Source organism: Pseudomonas sp. GW821-FHT01E05 (assembly GCF_059422425.1).
In genome coordinates this window covers 1-12,363 of the sequence record NZ_JBWKWW010000003.1, presented here as the reverse complement: position 1 = coordinate 12,363, position 12,363 = coordinate 1, and the positions used below count along the sequence as shown (strand labels likewise).

The following is a 12,363-nucleotide window of genomic DNA, read 5'->3' as shown; positions in this document are numbered from 1 at the left end:
GAAACCTCCGCGCGCCACGGCCTTTCCGGGTCAATAGCCCCCGCCACTGTGCTCGGAGCGTTCTTTGGCAGCCTGTTCCAGGCTTTCCCGACCGGCGCAGCTGATAAAACCCTTGTGGTCCACTTTGCCGGTTGCATCGAGGCTGATGTGGTAGGTCTGTTGCTGTCCGCCCTGAATGAGCAGGTAGTCGAGGCAGGCCCCGGGGTTTACCGTGCGCTTGCTCACCGATGCAGGCTGCCCCCCGATGTCGAGGACCTGCTGTTTGCTCATGCCTTCCTTGACCCGCGCGACCAACGGCTGGTCCCGGAAAATCTGCTCTTGCGGGGGGGCGCAAGCCGCCAATGCTGCCAGTACAAAAAAGGTCGGGAGTAGAAGATTGGACATGACCGGGCTCCCACGTTTGCCTGGTGCGCCCAACGCCTTTGCACATCAAGGTTTGGGCGAGCAGGGTATGGATTATCAATGTAGACCGCTAAGACCCTGGCTGCTTGAACTGAGTGCGAAACCAGTCTGCGATCATGGCTTTTTCAGTGTAGAGCCGGTCACTGCTGGTGGCGCGGCCGGGACGCTGCAGATAGAACTTGTCGCTTAGATGGGCATCGGCCTGGCGAAGCGTCTGGTCGTTTTGCTTGAGTACGTAATGCAGTTGCATGGATGGCCAGGTAATGTCGCGCATAAAGCGCACATTACTGGAATAGGTATTCCAGGGTTCATAGCGACCGGCCAGATCAATGTCGCGGACTTCGATCTGCAGCACTTGTCCCGATTGCAGATAGCGTTTGCCGAGCTGTTCAAAATAGCTGCGCAACTCTTTCATGACGAAATCGTCGGCGCCGCGCTCATAGCCTGCAACGTTGAGGCCGGCATCACGGAACGTCTCGGGATTCTTGAAGCTGACCTCGACCGAGGTCGCTGCGGCGAGCGATTGCGCCATGCTGCTCATCAGCATCAGCAGGACCGCGGTGCAAGCGCCTGTGACGCGCATAACACACCTCCTGGCGCGGCTTCAGCGAGGGCCGCCACCTTGTAACAATTTTACGCCCCGCAAGGTATTCGGCAACTTCAGCGACGGTCGGCTTTGGCGCTTTTCAGTCAACCACCGCTCAAGCTCACGGCTTTTCACCGATCAGCAGAACTGCTGAGCCGCCCACCAGCCATCCAGCGTCTCCTGCAGCCAGTCGAAAACCTGTTCGTAGGCGTCGCTGTCATCCTGATCGCGGGGCAGGGGCGATTCCTCGGCGAAGTGGGCGTTGAGTGCCGCAACCGACTCACTGTTCCACTCTGGATGAAACTGCAAACCCACCCGTGTCGGGCCGACCGAGTACATTTGCTGCTCGCACCGGGCGCTGCTGGCCAGCAAGCGAGCGTCTGGAGGCAGATCGATCGCATCCTCATGCCATTCCAGCACCTTCAACACCCTGCCATCGGCAAAGGTCACTTCGGTCCAGCCCGTCTCGGTATCGGCCATCCGCCGCACATCTGCGCCAAGACCCCGCGCCAGCAGTTGCGCGCCAAGGCAAATCGCGAACACTGGCGCGTCCTGGGCGAGGCTTGCGGCCAACCATTTGCGTTCCTCGGCCAGCCATTGCGGCCCGGCGTTGGACTCGTATGGCCCACCCAAAATAATCACCGGTGCGGCGCTGATGGGCGGCAGCTCGCCGAGGTCGGCGCGATAGATGTTCAGCGTCAGCCCGCGAGCCTCGGCCCACTGGGCAATAGCGCCGGGGCCCTCGGCGGGATGGTGCTGGATCAGGCTCAATGAAGTCGGATTGTTCGACACGGCAACTCCTCAGTTTCAGTCGGTGATACGAACGTTATTTTTTTATATCTAATTGCCGTATCGGCACAATTTGCGCTGATTGCGCTTTTCTAGACTGCCGGTCACTTCGATGTTTGCCAATCGAAAAGTCCTGATAAGAACCTGCGCACCAGGAGCTACAGATGAAGAAGCTAGCACTGCTCGGTGTTCCGGCACTGTCGGTGTTGTTCCTGTCCGCCATGGCCGACGCGGTCAACCTCGATACAAGTACTTCAAGTTCGACGTATTCGGCGAGTAATCTCCCCGATCAAAAAAAGGTGGCAATCGTTAACGCGGCTGCCACCTTTTCCATGTGCTGTGAGTCGCGCCCCGAAGGAGCTGCCAAAGGCTACGATCTTCTAGGGCATCCCTATCTCCATCATTCGGAGTCTTACGTATGCAACGCATCGACCACTCACTCCCCTGGAGCCACCTGGGCACGGAGCGGCGCCTCAGCGTCTTCCGTTTCGGCGTCGGCACCCGCAAGGTCTACATCCAGGCCAGCCTGCACGCGGACGAACTGCCAGGCATGCGCACGGCGTGGGAGCTGAAAAAACGCCTCACCGAACTCGAGAGCCAAGACCAGCTCAAGGGCATCGTCGAACTGGTGCCGGTGGCCAACCCCATCGGTCTTGACCAGCACCTGCAAGGCAGCCACCTGGGGCGTTTCGAGCTGGGCAGCGGCAAAAACTTCAACCGCGCCTTCTATGAACTCAGCGGCCCGGTCGGTGAGTTGATCGGTGACCGGTTGGGCAACGATGCCCAGGCCAACATCGCGCTGATTCGCCAAACCATGGGCCAGGTGCTCGACGACTTGCCCACGCCGGCCTCACAACTCGAAGCCCTGCACCGGTTACTGCTGCGCCACGCTTGCGACGCCGACATCACCCTCGACCTGCATTGCGACTTCGACGCGGCGATTCACCTCTACGCACTGCCGCAGCACTGGCCGCAATGGCAATCCCTGGCTGCACGCTTGCAGGCCGGCGTCGCGCTATTGGCCGAAGACTCCGGCGGTAACTCCTTCGACGAATCCTGCTCATCGCCCTGGCTGCGACTGGCGAAGGCATACCCGCACGCCGCTATCCCTGCGGCCAACCTCGCCACTACCCTGGAACTGGGCAGCATAGGCGACACGCGCATCGACCAGGCCCAGGCCAATTGCGAAGCCATCCTCGGTTTCCTCGCCGAACAAGGCTTCATCGCAGGTCAATGGCCCGTAGCCCCGAGCCAGTGCTGCGAAGGCATGCCGTTCGCAGGCACCGAGTACCTGTTCCCACCACATCACGGCGTGGTCAGCTTCCTGCGCAGTGCCGGTGAATGGGTCGAGAAGGGCGATGCACTGTTTGAAGTGGTCGACCCACTGAATGATCGGGTCAGCACCGTCTGCGCCGGGACCAGTGGCGTGTTGTTTGCCATTGATCGCGGGCGCTATACGCAACCGGGGATCTGGTTGGCGAAAGTGGCGGGGCGGGAGGCGATTCGGGTTGGGAAGCTGAGTAGTGATTGAGGGCACAGGGCAAAGCTGATCGTTGAATGATCGTTCCCACGCTCCGCGTGGTAACGCCTCTGTGGACGCTCTGCGTCCGCTTCTGTGACGCAGAGCGTCACGGGCTGCATTCCCACGCAGAGCGTGGGAACGATCAATGCACACGCGGGGATCTGGTTGGCGGAAGTGGCGGGTTGGGAAGCTGAGTAGTGATTGAGGGCACAGGGCAATGCTGATCGTTGAATGATCATTCCCACGCTCCGCGTGGTAACGCCTCTGTGGACGCTCTGCGTCCGCTTCTGTGACGCAGAGCGTCACGGGCTGCATTCCCACGCAGAGCGTGGGAACGATCAAGCGTGGGAACGATCAATCGCCTCTGTGGACGCTTTGCGTCTGCTTCTGTGACGCAGAGCGTCACGGTTGCATTCCTTTGCTGCGCGTGGGAACGATCAACCTTCGTGATCCACCTTCGCAGTGCTAGGCTCTTGCGCGAATCCGCTGCTCAGTAACAGGAAGATATATGTTCAAGTTTTTGGCCATGGCGCTGCTGTTGGCATCCACCGCCGTGCAGGCGCAAACCGAGATACAAACCGATCTGCCGTTGCAGTATCTGGAGCAGGCCGACCCCGATTCACGCAACCAGCCGCTGGTGATTTTTCTGCATGGCTACGGCAGCAACGAGGAGGATCTGTTCGGGATCAAGGATGAACTCCCCGCGCAGTACACCTATGTCTCGGTGCGGGCGCCGCAGGCGCTGGATGCGGACAGTTATCAGTGGTTTCACAAAAAAGGCGAGGGTGCATACGACGGCGAAACCGATGACCTGAACAGTAGCGCCAGGCTGATCGTCGATTTCATCGCCCAGGCCACCGCGAAGTATCACACCCAAAGCGACAAGGTCTTTCTGGTGGGCTTTAGCCAGGGGGCGATCATGTCCTACGAGGTTGGCCTGCGCCATCCAGAGATCGTGCGCGGGATCGCCGCGTTGAGCGGCAAGGTTTTACCGGTGCTGAAATCTGAGCTTAAACCCGACAAAAACCTTGAGCAGCTGGCGATTTTTATCGGCCATGGCACTGCCGATCAACGGCTTCCGTATACCGATGGCAGCGATGCCAACAGCCTGCTGCAACACCTGGCGCTGAACCCCAGGTTCCATGCCTATCCGGGTATCGGCCACACCATCAGCGCAACCGAAATGCAAGACTTGAACAACTGGCTGCTGACACTCAATAGGTGAGCCTGGAGCGGTGTTTAGCGCTCGCGTCCGGTTTATTTCTCGCCAGTAATCTGTTTGACCAGCGCCGTGTGTCCAACCTGGTCATCGGCGCGCGAGATGATCTGGATCACCAGGATGCGGCTGCCTGAACCCGCCAGTAAGGTCGTGCCAAGGGTCTTGCCGCCGCCCATGGTGGCTGCACTGTCGATCTGACGCAGTCCCAGGCCTTTGATGGTCAGTTTCTTTTCATCCTGTTTTTTGAAGTCAGGCAGCGCCGTGCTTTGTTTCTGCAGGAAACTTTCGACTGCACCGTCGAGGAATTCGCTGTCGTTGTCTTTGGTCTGCACGCCGTCGGTGCGGATGTTTTCGGCAACGATCACCACGGTTTTGCTGGTTTGGTTGGTATACATGGTGCCCATTGCACCGGCCGTGCCATTGGCTGAGTCGCCAGGGGGCAATGAGTTGGCCTCAAAGCCCTGGGGCAGGTTGAAGGTGAATTTGCCACCCAAGGTTGAGACCTTTTGCGCGGTCGAGGTTTTTGCCGCTGGCTGGGTCGCCGCGTAAACGCTCATGGCGCCGAAACTGGCTGCGGCGGCCAATAGCAAAACGATGGCTTTGTTACCAAACAATGACATTCCAACTCTCCAGGGTAATCGCGCTGTGGAGGCGATCATCCCATGGGCGCAGTGAATCACTCCAGTGAGATGTTTTTGAGCGTTTCACTTTCAGGTTTGATCCTCCCCATGCTTTGTGTGGAAGCAATTGCTTTGGCGAGGGGGCTAGCCCTGATACCCGCCTTGCATTCTCAGTAACCGTGCCACAGTCGACTAACCTTACCCATGAGTGAAAAGCGCTCGCGCAAACTACTGCAAGCAAACTTCGGCGTGGGCGGTTACTACGTAAAGTGTGGCGTTGCGGCCACGCTTCGACGACCACAACAATGGAGTCCAACCTATGAAAAATGACACCTGCGCCTGTAAAAGCTGCACCTGCAAAATCGGCGAGCATTCCATCGTCCGCCACGGCAAGCACTATTGCTGCCAGGCGTGCGCCGAACATCATGCTGACGGTAAACCTTGTGTCTCTGAAGGCTGCCAGTGTGCCAAGGGCGCCCATGGCTGACAGTGCAGGCTGAAGTGGAGTCTGGGGCGGCTCCACTTCCATTGGCAGAGGCTGGTTGGCCAGTGTCATGACTTTTTATTGTGCAAATGGTTTTTTTTTGAATTTAACATCCGTTTGAGTGGCATCCGGTTTTTTTTCGCCAAGTGGTAACAATCCTGAGGCCTCGTTACGATAGGGCATCCTTCAAACGATCCCGATCTTTCGCCATGGCCCTTGCTGCGCCTCCCGATCTCAGTGACACCGATGTGCCCGTGCAGCCGTTGTCGCGCACCTATCCTCGTGGCTTGTATATCGAGCCGCACGAGCATGTCTGGGGCCAGTTGCTGTATGCGATGAGCGGGGTGATGTGGGTCGAAACACCAAACGAAGCGTTGGTGGTGCCGCCGCAACGAGCGGTCTGGTTACCGCCTGGGGTGGTGCACGGGATCCGCGTGGTCTCGGATCTGCAGATGCGCAATATCTATTTGCGACCGGCATTGGCCGCGACGCTGGACAGCAGCGTCCAGGTGATCGAGGTGGGCGGATTGTTGCGTGAACTGATCCTCGGGCTGGTGGAGCAGGGTGACGATCAGCAACAGGATTACTACGAAGCGTTGGTCCACCTGGCATTGCTGGAGCTCAAACGAGCCAGGCGTTCAGTGCTGAAGATCCCCATGCCCGACGACTCCGACCGGCGGCTGACAAGCCTGTGTCAGGCGGTCATGTCGGCGCCTTCGCTGGATATTCCGTTCGAACGACATGCGGAAAATGCCGGCGCCAGCGTGCGCACCCTCGCACGGCTGTTCAAGGTCGGGCTGGGGATGGGTTTCGCCGAGTGGCGGCGGCAGGTGCAGCTGGCGACGGCGGTGGCTGAGTTGATTCAGGGGGTGCCAGTAAGCTTGATTGCGCGCTCGCTGGGCTATTCCCCGAGCAGTTTCAGCGACATGTTCCGTCGCGAACTGGGCATGCCACCTTCGCACTACCCGCTGGGCAATCGCCCGCTCTAAACCGTCGGGCCAGCGGTTTTTGACCGAAAACCAGAAGTCCTTGGCCGATCCCTTCGGCGGCTGACTCTTACACTCTGTGCTTACCTTAACATCGTCGCACGCCCCTCATGGGCGGCGACGCCCTGTGCACGGACTCGAGCATGAACTACCTCATTTCACTGGCTATCGGGCTGGGTGTCGGCCTGCTTTACGGCGCGCTGGACTTCCGTTCGCCCGCGCCACCGGCCATTGCGCTGGTAGGGTTACTGGGCATGTTGGCGGGCGAGCAGTTGTGGCCCATGGGTCGGCAACTGGTTGCCGGCTGGCTCTCCTGAGGGGGCGAGTGATCTCATTTAACTTCGGTGGAAAATCCCCATGAACGCATTGCAATTCTCCAAAACCGGCGACCTCGCGGCGCTGCAGTACGTCGACGTGCCAATGCCGGTACCGGGCGCCGGCGAGGTGCTGGTGCAGATCAAAGCCGCAGGCCTGAACCCCAGCGATGTAAAGAATGTACTGGGGCGCTTTCCGTACACCACCCTGCCACGGATTCCCGGTCGTGACTTTGCAGGCGTAGTTGTGGAAGGCCCGCAGGCGCTGCTGGGTCAGGAAGTCTGGGGCACGGGTAAAGAGCTGGGCTTTTTCGCCGACGGCTCCCATGCGCAATTCGTGACCCTTTCGGCCAAGGGCGTGGCGCGCAAGCCTGCACATTTGAGCTTTGCCCAGGCCGCCAGCCTCGGTGTGCCATACACCACGGCGTGGGATGCGTTGGAACGCAGCCTGGTCACTGCCCAGACGCGTTTGCTGGTGATTGGCAGCGGCGCGGTCGGTAGCGCCGCACTGGCGTTGGCGAAGATTCGTGGCGCGCAGGTATTGGCAGCGGCCCGTCGGCCCGAACAGGTCAAGGCCTTGCAGGCCCAGGGTTTCAACGCGATCCACCTGGACAAGCCGGAAGATCTGGCGGCCCAGGTCAATGCCGTCTATGCCGGGGGCGCCGACGTGATTTTCGACACCACAGGTTTCTGGTTACCGCCTGCAGTACCGGCACTGGCCAATTTCGGGCGCATCGCAATTATCGCTGCTCCGGTGGACGGCTATGTGCAGTTGCCGGCACTGGCGCTGTATCGCCGGGGTGGTTCGGTGGTCGGGATCAATTCCTTGTTGTACGGCGTTGAGGCCTGTGCGGCGATGCTTGAGCAGTTCGGTCGGTTCTTCGATGAAGGGCTGCTGCCATTGCCTGAAGGGTTATTTGAATCGCCGCTGGCCGAAGGGCTGGAGCGGTATGCCGAGGTGAATCAGGGCAGCGGTGAGAAGGTGATCTTATTGCCGTGATCGGTCCGGTTTTTGTAGCAGCAGGCTTCGCCAGCTGCTACAGGAGACTTCATTCAGGCCTCTGGCACGCCATTCGCCGCAACCGCTCTGTTAGAATCCTTCACATTGAAATCAAGAGGTATTCTTATGAGCGAGCCGATTCGCCTGACCCAGTACAGCCACGGTGCGGGTTGTGGCTGCAAGATATCGCCCCAGGTGCTGGAGGTGATTCTGGCCGGTAGTGGTGCGCAGAACCTCGACCCCAAACTCTGGGTGGGCAATGCCTCCCGCGATGATGCGGCGGTGTATGCCATCGACGAAGAACGCGGTGTGGTGTCGACCACCGACTTTTTCATGCCGATTGTCGACGACCCCTTCGATTTCGGGCGTATTGCCGCCACCAACGCCATCAGCGATATCTATGCCATGGGCGGCGATCCCTTGATGGCGATTGCGATCCTTGGCTGGCCGGTCAATGTCCTGGCGCCTGAGATCGCCCGGGAAGTGATTCGCGGCGGACGTTCGATATGCGATGAGGCGGGAATTCCGCTGGCCGGCGGTCATTCGATCGACGCTCCAGAGCCGATCTTCGGTCTGGCCGTGACCGGGCTGGTGGAAAAGCGCCATATGAAGCGCAACGACACGGCCACCGCCGGTTGCCTGCTTTACCTGACCAAACCCTTGGGCATTGGCATCCTTACCACGGCGGAGAAGAAGGGCAAACTGCGCGCCGCCGATGTCGGCCTGGCGCGCGACTGGATGTGCACCCTGAACAAACCTGGCAGCCGCTTCGGCAAGCTGGCCGGCGTGACGGCAATGACCGATGTCACCGGTTTTGGTTTGCTCGGGCATCTGGTGGAAATGGCTGATGGCAGTGGTGTGACCGCGCGCATCGAATATGAGCGCGTGCCGCGCCTGCCCGGCGTCGAGTACTACCTCGATCTAGGCTGCGTGCCGGGCGGAACCCTGCGTAACTTCGACAGCTATGCCGGCAAGGTTGGTCGCGTTCAAGAGCTGCACAAGCGGGTTCTCTGCGATCCGCAGACCAGCGGCGGCTTGCTGGTCGCCGTGACGCCTGAGGGCCAACAGCAGTTCCTGGCGGTTGCCGCCGAACTGGGCCTGGCGCTCGAGCCGATCGGTGAACTGGTTGAACGACAGACCAACGCGGTAGAGGTGTTTTGATGCCCATCGACATCACCGACTACCGCGATATTTTCCTCAACGACCGGCCGATGATGGATACCCGTGCGCCGGTCGAGTTCGCCAAGGGCTCCTTTCCCGGGGTGATCAACCTGCCGCTGATGACCGACAGCGAGCGGCAACAGGTCGGCACCTGCTACAAGCAGCAAGGTCAGCAGGAGGCCATCGTCCTGGGCCATCAGTTGGTGTCCGGCGAAATCAAAGCCAAACGTGTCCAGGCCTGGGCTGATTTTGCCCGGGCCAATCCCGATGGTTGTTTGTATTGTTTTCGCGGTGGCTTGCGCTCGCAGATCGTCCAGCAATGGCTCAAGGACGAGGCTGGCATCGATTACCCGCGCGTCGCTGGCGGTTACAAGGCGATGCGTACCTTCCTGCTGGAAACGGTCGATCAGGCGGTCGCGCAGTGCGATTTCATTGTGCTCGGCGGCATGACCGGTACGGGCAAAACCGATGTGCTCGCTCAGTTGAGCAACGCGCTGGATCTGGAAGGCCACGCCAATCACCGCGGCTCCAGTTTCGGCAAGCGCGCGACCGGCCAACCCTCCAACATCGATTTTGAAAACAGTCTGGCCGTGGATGTGCTGAAGAAGCGCGCCAGGGGCATCGAGCGATTCGTCCTGGAGGATGAGAGTCGCATGGTCGGCGGCTGCGCCTTGCCGCTCCCGCTTTATCAGGGCATGCAGCAGTTCCCTATCGTCTGGCTCGAAGACAGCCTGCAAGGGCGGGTCGAGCGCATCCTGCGTGATTACGTGGTCAATCTGTGCGCGGAGTTCACTGCGGTGCATGGCGAGCAGGGCTTCGCACTCTTCTGCGAGCGAATGCTGGCGAGTTTGAATAATATTCACAAGCGCTTGGGTGGCGAGCGCCACCAACGGATGCTGGCACTCATGGAAACGGCGCTGGCAGAGCAGGCGCGTAGCGGGGCAGTGGATCTGCACCGCGATTGGATCGAAGGATTGCTGAGCGAATACTACGATCCGATGTACGCCTTCCAGCGGGAGCACAAAGGCGAGCGCATCGAATTCGCCGGCGAGCAGGCTGCCGTGCTCGAGTATCTGCGTGAGCGCGGCAGCCAGCGTGGCTGAGGGTTAAAGCAGCGTTGCGCCTGCCAGGCCGCAGATCACACCGATCAACATGGTCAGCACCGCCACGGTCACCAGCACCCGGGTGTCGAAGTCTTTGCGCAGCATCAGCAGCGACGGCAGGCTGACACTCGGCAAGGTCATCAGCAGCGCGACTGCCGGGGCGGTGCCCATGCCCAGGGCCATCATGGTTTGCACGATCGGGATTTCTGCGGCGGTGGGGATCATGAACAGCGTGCCGGCGATGGCCAGCGGCACCAGCCAGAGCAGACTGTTGGCCATCGCGCCATCGATGTGGGGGAACATCCAGACCCGGGCGGCGCCCAGCACCAGAACGGCCACGATATAGACCGGAATGGTGCTCCAGAACAGTTGCCACAAGGTTCGCGCCCAGCGCACCAGGAATGATTGCGAGTCCGTTGTGCTGGCTTGAGCCACGGCTTCCAGCGCCGCTTCAGGCACGCTTTCGGGGCGAGAGATGCGCTGGGCCACCAACGACACGCCCAGCACCAACACGATGCCAGCCACCAATCGCAGTGCGGTAAAGCCCCAGCCCAGCACGAAGCCCATGAACACCAGCGTCGCCGGGTTCAGCACCGGGTTGGCGATCCAGAACGCCAGCGCCGCGCCCACTGACACTTGCTGGCGACGCATGCCCGCCGCCACGGGTGCGGCGCAGCAGGTGCACATCATCCCCGGCAGCGCGAACAACCCACCGCGCAGGGTCGAAGCAAAACCGGCGCGGCCGAACAACCGCAGCAGCCAGTCTCGCGGGACCAGCACTTGCAATAGCGAGCCGAGGATCACCGCCAGTACGGCGGCTTTCCAGATCGCCAGGAAATACACCTTGGCGTAGGTCAACGCAGCGGCCAGTGGTGCCGTCTGTTCATCGTTGAGGATCGAGGCGCCAATGCTGTGATTGTCGGCGGCTACGAAGGCTTTGAGGTAGTAGGGAGACCATTTGACGTAATAGAGGCCAATGAAGGCCACCAGCAAGAACAGGGCGGGTTTCCACCAGAGCGACAAGCCCCGGGCGGGGATTGCGGAGGAGATGGGCATGGCAGGGGTCCGGGCAGTAGGGGATTACGGTGCATGATAGCTCACCGTCGTTAACGTTGTTCAGCCCACTGCGTGTGGGCTGCAGCCAATCGGTTATATCGGACAGTCCTGCGGCCCGTTGTCCAGCCCTTGCTTATAGCTGTTGCTGAGCAAGGTTGCCTTGCCGTTATGCCAGGTCAGCGTCAGCACATAGAGCGAATCGAAGTCGTTGGACGGCCAGTCTTCAGTGATAGTGCGTTTTTCGCCGATGGCTTCTTCAGCCACTTTGTTCATCAGTTCGGGCAGGTAGCCGTGGGACCAGGCGGTGTAGATAGTCGAGTTGTGGTACTTGTCTTGCAGCAGCTCGTCAGCCAGGTCGCCGATGTCATTGACCGAGTAGTTGATGTTCACCGGCAATCCGAGTTTTATCGCGCTGGGACTGATGGTCATCAACGGCCGGATATAACTGTAAGAGTTGTCATCTTCGCCTTCCTGGACATTACGTGTCGGGTTGGCGGCAAATACGTAATTGGCCTTGCCGAACTTTTCCGGCAGCAGCGTCGCCAGATTGATGGCGCGGTTCAGGCCCTGGCAATTCAACTGCCCGAGGCCACCGGCGGGTTTTTCCGCGTGGCGCAGGAACACCAGGGTCTGGGTTCCGTCAGCCGGCGGCGCAAGGCGTTCACGGGCTTGCAGCGCCAGGAACACTCCACCGGCTACCAGCAGCGCAGTTCCCAAAACATAGGGGCGATGTTTCAAACGTTTAACTAAATTCAGAGGATTGTTCATTGAATAGTCGATCTTCAGCGCATTCGATTAAGGCTGACAAACCTCACCACCGCGAGCTTCCTGCTGTGTGTGGTTGTCCATGGCGTTGACAGAGTATCAGCTGGTTCGTGTACCGGAAGGTCCTTCTCACCGTCCCTGGAAAGCCTTTGGTTCGCTCCCGGTCAATTCACCGCACTTTATCCGGGGCGGAGGGTGGCGGAACGGAACTGTTAGCGACAAGATGTTTCGGATTCAAGAGGGGCCGAATATGGCTGATGCCAGTCAGTCAAGACATTGCGCGAACCGTAGCAGCTGGCGAAGCCTGCGTCCGGCTGCGCAGCAGTCGTAAAACAGTCACTGCGGTATTCCAGACA

General features: G+C 60.0%; 14 protein-coding genes. 8 read left to right on the top strand and 6 right to left on the bottom strand.

The features are described from left to right. Nucleotides 1–30: 30 nt before the first annotated feature. The 3 genes from osmE to AC07W5_RS06540 form a co-directional block, all read right to left on the bottom strand. Nucleotides 31–384 carry an osmotically-inducible lipoprotein OsmE gene (gene osmE / locus AC07W5_RS06550; RefSeq protein ID WP_495023010.1) on the bottom strand — a complete coding sequence of 118 codons (354 nt, stop codon included), beginning with the start codon at nucleotides 382–384 and terminating at the stop codon, nucleotides 31–33. A gap of 88 nt (nucleotides 385–472) precedes the next feature. Next, nucleotides 473–985, bottom strand: coding sequence for a DUF3016 domain-containing protein (locus tag AC07W5_RS06545; RefSeq protein WP_495023009.1), 513 nt, complete (start codon nucleotides 983–985; stop codon nucleotides 473–475). A gap of 141 nt (nucleotides 986–1,126) precedes the next feature. Continuing rightward, a complete protein-coding gene (locus tag AC07W5_RS06540; protein WP_495012549.1) occupies nucleotides 1,127–1,780 on the bottom strand; it encodes a type 1 glutamine amidotransferase in 654 nt (217 codons plus the stop codon). A 415-nt stretch (nucleotides 1,781–2,195) separates the two neighbouring features. Here AC07W5_RS06540 and AC07W5_RS06535 point away from each other — a divergent pair, with 415 nt between their 5' ends. Together AC07W5_RS06535 and AC07W5_RS06530 are read left to right on the top strand one after the other, a co-directional pair. After that, nucleotides 2,196–3,308 (top strand): succinylglutamate desuccinylase/aspartoacylase family protein, encoded by a 1,113-nt coding sequence (locus AC07W5_RS06535; protein ID WP_494992197.1) that lies wholly within the window; start codon nucleotides 2,196–2,198, stop codon nucleotides 3,306–3,308. A 499-nt stretch (nucleotides 3,309–3,807) separates the two neighbouring features. Next, complete coding sequence (locus AC07W5_RS06530; protein WP_495012547.1) at nucleotides 3,808–4,524, top strand: alpha/beta hydrolase; 717 nt, start codon at nucleotides 3,808–3,810, stop codon at nucleotides 4,522–4,524. A 32-nt stretch (nucleotides 4,525–4,556) separates the two neighbouring features. Here the strand turns inward: AC07W5_RS06530 and AC07W5_RS06525 are convergent, their stop codons facing one another. Next, a complete protein-coding gene (locus tag AC07W5_RS06525; protein WP_494992195.1) occupies nucleotides 4,557–5,138 on the bottom strand; it encodes a DcrB/PsbP domain-containing protein in 582 nt (193 codons plus the stop codon). Nucleotides 5,139–5,457: 319 nt separating this feature from the next. Here AC07W5_RS06525 and AC07W5_RS06520 point away from each other — a divergent pair, with 319 nt between their 5' ends. The 6 genes from AC07W5_RS06520 to mnmH all read left to right on the top strand — a co-directional run bounded on the left by AC07W5_RS06520 (nucleotide 5,458) and on the right by mnmH (nucleotide 10,186). Then, nucleotides 5,458–5,625 (top strand): metallothionein, encoded by a 168-nt coding sequence (locus tag AC07W5_RS06520; RefSeq protein WP_494992194.1) that lies wholly within the window; start codon nucleotides 5,458–5,460, stop codon nucleotides 5,623–5,625. Nucleotides 5,626–5,831: 206 nt separating this feature from the next. Further along, a complete protein-coding gene (locus tag AC07W5_RS06515; RefSeq protein WP_494992193.1) occupies nucleotides 5,832–6,611 on the top strand; it encodes an AraC family transcriptional regulator in 780 nt (259 codons plus the stop codon). Between the two features lie 140 nt (nucleotides 6,612–6,751). Then, complete coding sequence (locus AC07W5_RS06510; protein ID WP_007969534.1) at nucleotides 6,752–6,925, top strand: DUF1427 family protein; 174 nt, start codon at nucleotides 6,752–6,754, stop codon at nucleotides 6,923–6,925. Nucleotides 6,926–6,965: 40 nt separating this feature from the next. Then, complete coding sequence (locus AC07W5_RS06505) at nucleotides 6,966–7,922, top strand: quinone oxidoreductase family protein (RefSeq protein WP_495012546.1); 957 nt, start codon at nucleotides 6,966–6,968, stop codon at nucleotides 7,920–7,922. A 126-nt stretch (nucleotides 7,923–8,048) separates the two neighbouring features. Further along, nucleotides 8,049–9,083, top strand: coding sequence for a selenide, water dikinase SelD (selD, locus tag AC07W5_RS06500; RefSeq protein WP_494992191.1), 1,035 nt, complete (start codon nucleotides 8,049–8,051; stop codon nucleotides 9,081–9,083). Further along, nucleotides 9,083–10,186, top strand: a complete 1,104-nt coding sequence (mnmH, locus tag AC07W5_RS06495) for a tRNA 2-selenouridine(34) synthase MnmH (protein ID WP_495023008.1) — start codon at nucleotides 9,083–9,085, stop codon at nucleotides 10,184–10,186. Before selD ends, mnmH begins: the two co-directional genes overlap by 1 nt. Nucleotides 10,187–10,189: 3 nt before the next feature. Here the strand turns inward: mnmH and AC07W5_RS06490 are convergent, their stop codons facing one another. Next, a complete protein-coding gene (locus AC07W5_RS06490; RefSeq protein WP_494992189.1) occupies nucleotides 10,190–11,242 on the bottom strand; it encodes a permease in 1,053 nt (350 codons plus the stop codon). Nucleotides 11,243–11,335: 93 nt separating this feature from the next. After that, nucleotides 11,336–12,010: a histidine phosphatase family protein gene (locus AC07W5_RS06485; RefSeq protein ID WP_495023007.1), complete on the bottom strand. Its 675-nt coding sequence runs from the start codon at nucleotides 12,008–12,010 to the stop codon at nucleotides 11,336–11,338. Between the last annotated feature and the right edge of the window lie 353 nt (nucleotides 12,011–12,363).

Coding starts and splice junctions, on each gene's coding strand:
- osmE (WP_495023010.1), bottom strand. CDS start 384: ATGTCCAATCTTCTACTCCCGACCTTTTTTGTACTGGCAGCATTGGCG.
- AC07W5_RS06545 (WP_495023009.1), bottom strand. CDS start 985: ATGCGCGTCACAGGCGCTTGCACCGCGGTCCTGCTGATGCTGATGAGC.
- AC07W5_RS06535 (WP_494992197.1), top strand. CDS start 2,196: ATGCAACGCATCGACCACTCACTCCCCTGGAGCCACCTGGGCACGGAG.
- AC07W5_RS06530 (WP_495012547.1), top strand. CDS start 3,808: ATGTTCAAGTTTTTGGCCATGGCGCTGCTGTTGGCATCCACCGCCGTG.
- AC07W5_RS06525 (WP_494992195.1), bottom strand. CDS start 5,138: ATGTCATTGTTTGGTAACAAAGCCATCGTTTTGCTATTGGCCGCCGCA.
- AC07W5_RS06520 (WP_494992194.1), top strand. CDS start 5,458: ATGAAAAATGACACCTGCGCCTGTAAAAGCTGCACCTGCAAAATCGGC.
- AC07W5_RS06515 (WP_494992193.1), top strand. CDS start 5,832: ATGGCCCTTGCTGCGCCTCCCGATCTCAGTGACACCGATGTGCCCGTG.
- AC07W5_RS06510 (WP_007969534.1), top strand. CDS start 6,752: ATGAACTACCTCATTTCACTGGCTATCGGGCTGGGTGTCGGCCTGCTT.
- AC07W5_RS06505 (WP_495012546.1), top strand. CDS start 6,966: ATGAACGCATTGCAATTCTCCAAAACCGGCGACCTCGCGGCGCTGCAG.
- selD (WP_494992191.1), top strand. CDS start 8,049: ATGAGCGAGCCGATTCGCCTGACCCAGTACAGCCACGGTGCGGGTTGT.
- mnmH (WP_495023008.1), top strand. CDS start 9,083: ATGCCCATCGACATCACCGACTACCGCGATATTTTCCTCAACGACCGG.
- AC07W5_RS06490 (WP_494992189.1), bottom strand. CDS start 11,242: ATGCCCATCTCCTCCGCAATCCCCGCCCGGGGCTTGTCGCTCTGGTGG.
- AC07W5_RS06485 (WP_495023007.1), bottom strand. CDS start 12,010: ATGAACAATCCTCTGAATTTAGTTAAACGTTTGAAACATCGCCCCTAT.